Here is a 3,816-nt window from a genome sequence, read left to right on the forward strand (position 1 = left end):
CAAGACTCATTACCCGATGGTGTCAGCGCGGAGCCGGTCTATGACCGAACCCGTCTGGTGGACAAGGCCATTGCTACTGTTGCCAAAAACCTGCTTGAAGGCGCACTGCTGGTGATTGTCGTGCTGTTTACTCTACTTGGCAATTTTAGGGCGGCACTCATTACCGCTGCGGTCATTCCACTTTCCATGCTAGCCACCATGACCGGCATGGTACGCACAGGGGTTTCCGCTAATCTGATGAGCCTGGGCGCACTGGATTTTGGCCTCATTGTCGATGGCGCTGTCATTATTGTTGAAAACTCCGTAAGACGTTTGGCAGAGGCTCAACGTGGTGGCAACTCCCAAAGCTTGCGAGAACGTTTGGATACGGTCTACACAGCAACGGCTGAAGTTATCCGGCCCAGCCTGTTTGGTGTGGCAATTATCACTGTTGTGTATATCCCCATCTTCTCACTTACCGGTGTCGAAGGAAAAATGTTCCATCCGATGGCAGCCACCGTGGTAATGTCTTTGTTGTCGGCGATGGTGTTGTCGCTGACGATTGTGCCTGCCGCTGTCGCAGTTTTCCTGCGCGGCAAGATCAGTGAAAAAGAGAGCGTGGTGATCGCTAAGACCAAATCTATTTATAAACCACTGTTGCTGCTGGCGCTCAAATTTCGTTGGGCCGTCGTCAGCTTTGCAACTCTATTGGTTGCGGGATGTATCTGGTTGGCGACCACATTGGGTTCGGAATTTGTCCCACAGTTAAACGAAGGGGATATTGCGCTACACGCCATGCGAATTCCAGGCACAGGGTTAGAGCAGGCGGTAAAGATGCAGGAAATTCTTGAACAACGTATCAAGTCTTTCCCGGAAGTTGATAAGGTTTTTGCGCGCATTGGCACGGCAGAAGTCGCCACTGACCCTATGCCACCCAATGTTGCCGACAACTTCGTGATATTAAAGCCGCGCAATGAATGGCCTAATCCTGATAAAACCAAGGATGAGCTGGTCACTGAAATGGAAACCGCACTCGAAGAACTGCCCGGTAATAACTACGAGTTTACCCAACCGATACAAATGCGCTTTAACGAGCTGATATCTGGCGTTCGTGCTGATCTTGGCATTAAAGTCTTTGGCGATGATCTCGATCAACTGGTATTAACGGCTAACGATATACTCAAGGCAATCAACCAGGTGCCTGGAGCCGCAGATGCTCGTGTTGAGCAAGTCACTGGCCTACCGACCTTGTCGATCATTCCCAAACGCACAGCCTTGGGTCGATACGGATTGAATGTGGTGGAACTGCAAGACTGGGTCTCTGCTGCCATTGGCGGTGAATCAGCGGGCTTATTGTACGAGGGTGACCGACGCTTTGAGTTGATTGTGCGCTTACCTGAAACGCTACGTCGCGATATCGACCGTCTCTCGTTTTTGCCCGTCCCCTTATCCAATGGCGATTACATCCCTCTGGAAGAAGTTGCAACTCTGGATATTTCACCGGGGCCAGCACAAATCAGCCGCGAAAACGGGAAACGTCGGGTAGTAGTGACTGCCAATGTGAGAGGCCGTGACCTCGGCAGCTTTGTTACCGAAGTCAAAGCGCGCATTAACAACGACGTTGATATACCACCGGGTTACTGGCTCGATTACGGCGGCACCTTTGAGCAGCTGGAATCTGCCAGCCAACGCTTAGCCGTGGTTGTACCCATCACCCTGCTTATTATTATTGGCTTATTGGTGATGGCCTTCGGATCGCTTAAAGATGCGTTAATTATTTTTACTGGCGTGCCTTTGGCGCTAACCGGCGGGGTTCTCTCTCTATGGCTGCGGGATATGCCGCTGTCTATTTCGGCGGGCGTTGGTTTTATTGCCCTATCCGGGGTTGCCGTTCTCAACGGTCTGGTCATGCTGGCCTTTATTCGTGACCTCTGGCATGAAAAAGGTGATCTTCTAACATCAGTTGTTGATGGTGCGTTAATTCGATTGCGTCCGGTATTAATGACGGCATTGGTTGCCAGCCTCGGCTTTATACCTATGGCACTCAATACGGGGACTGGCGCAGAAGTGCAACGGCCTCTGGCAACAGTAGTGATAGGAGGGATTATTTCATCGACGTTGTTGACGCTGTTTGTATTACCCGTTTTATACCATTGGTTGCATCGAAACGAAAAAAATAACCATTAGTTAGGAGGTGTGCCTCCAAACGGGGGCATTTTAGCAATGAGCAAAATAATTATTGTATTTTTAGCTGTATATTTTATTTCTTTTTTTGGCCTCGCCGTTGTCTGGCGAAATTATGTGGTTGCCAAAAAAACGGGAGCTAATGCCTTAAAATTGAATAAAAAAATCGGAGCTGAAGCTATCACCGGTTTATATTTTAAATACCTGCCTTTGGTTTCAATTCTGGTTTTTACACTTTATGCATTCCTTCCAACGCTTTACCAGTCGTTAGGGCCAATGGCTTTAATCAATCACAAGGCATTTCAGTTGATTGGCATGGGTGTCATGGTCATCGCTTTAGTATGGATTGTAGTTGCACAGTCTCAAATGGGAGCATCTTGGCGTATCGGTATAGATCACGATGAGAAGACACAATTCATTCAGAAAGGTCTTTTCCGTTACTCCAGAAACCCAATTTTTGTAGGAATTATTTTCACGTCTTTTGGTTTTTTCCTCGTACTTCCAAACCCCTTCACTTTAACTATCCTCATGCTAGATATAGCGCTAATCCAAATACAGGTAGCTATAGAAGAACAGTTTCTTACAGAAACGCATGGCGAAGAATATATAAAGTATTGCAAACACGTCAGACGTTGGGTTTAGAGAGTAACGAAAATTCATCATCGAATACAGCAAGAGAAAGACAACAACCCCTCTGAGTAATCACGCTTGCTGATCCTGCTCCATCGACCCTATACCCTCAGCAACAGCAAATACTGCTTCCAGCTCGGAGCAGTGCTGAGATTTCATAATCTCGGCACGCTGCTGCTTTTCATGCTTTTCAGTCATGGCTAGTGCCAGAGCTAGCGGTGGCGGCACGTTTCGGAACAAGCATTGCAGGTTGTCCGATAGCACAACGCCCTCGGTATAGTTTCCAGGCTCTTTTCTTGCTGCGCGAAGCATGCCCTTCTGCTCCTCGGTGAGGTCTTTAAAGCGTGAGATTTGTTCAATCTCTTCCTTGGGACAAACCATCGCTATCCACCACTCGAACATACTGAGTAGTTTTTTTGCAGCGTCGGGAAAGTCTTCCAGGTTCTGGGTGGCCAACCATAACCAGGCACCCAACTTGCGCCACATTTTCACGATCTTAACCAGGAAAATGGCTAACAAGGGATTCGTCGTAATCAAGTGCGCTTCATCACCTAGCACGAAGGTCGGGCGATGATCATATTGCTCACGCTCCACGACACCGTTGATCTGATTCATCAAACCCATAAACCCTAAGGCCAGCTGGTCTTCATAGCCTTCATTGGCGAGTAGCCCCATTTCCATGATGGTGACATCGGCCTCAGGCCAGGCCTTGCCCACACGGTTAAAAAAGTGTCCGGCTGTGCCGGAACAATACAACGCCATTGCATCAGCCATGTCTCTAGCACGCTCTTGGCGTTTCGGCGTACTGGAGTCATCTGCCGCCAACTTGTTCAACGCATTAACCACATCCTCGGTTAATACGATTTCTCGACTGCCAGCCGCTTGCTTTTCCTCCGCAGCGAGGATGATCGCTCTACGAATCGTTAGGCGATCCGCCCGCGTCATCACGGCCTCTTCTTTGCTGTCACCGCCGGTAATCATAATGCGGGCCTTCAATTCCATTTCACCCAGCAGATCCCGTTC

General features: G+C 48.9%; 2 protein-coding genes and 1 pseudogene. 2 read left to right on the forward strand and 1 reads right to left on the reverse strand.

Going from position 1 to position 3,816, the window contains the following annotated elements; genetic code table 11:
- Both Q0688_RS22295 and Q0688_RS22300 read left to right on the forward strand, forming a co-directional pair.
- Positions 1–2,166: CusA/CzcA family heavy metal efflux RND transporter (locus Q0688_RS22295; protein WP_299082550.1), on the forward strand; the 2,166-nt coding region annotated here is incomplete at its 5' end.
- A 36-nt stretch (positions 2,167–2,202) separates the two neighbouring features.
- Positions 2,203–2,805, forward strand: a complete 603-nt coding sequence (locus tag Q0688_RS22300) for an isoprenylcysteine carboxylmethyltransferase family protein (protein WP_299082551.1) — start codon at positions 2,203–2,205, stop codon at positions 2,803–2,805.
- A gap of 60 nt (positions 2,806–2,865) precedes the next feature.
- Here Q0688_RS22300 and Q0688_RS22305 read toward each other — a convergent pair.
- Positions 2,866–3,816 (reverse strand): annotated as a pseudogene (locus Q0688_RS22305) (conjugative transfer ATPase); the annotation flags it as partial.

Source organism: uncultured Paraglaciecola sp. (assembly GCF_937123705.1).
Lineage (GTDB): Bacteria > Pseudomonadota > Gammaproteobacteria > Enterobacterales > Alteromonadaceae > Paraglaciecola.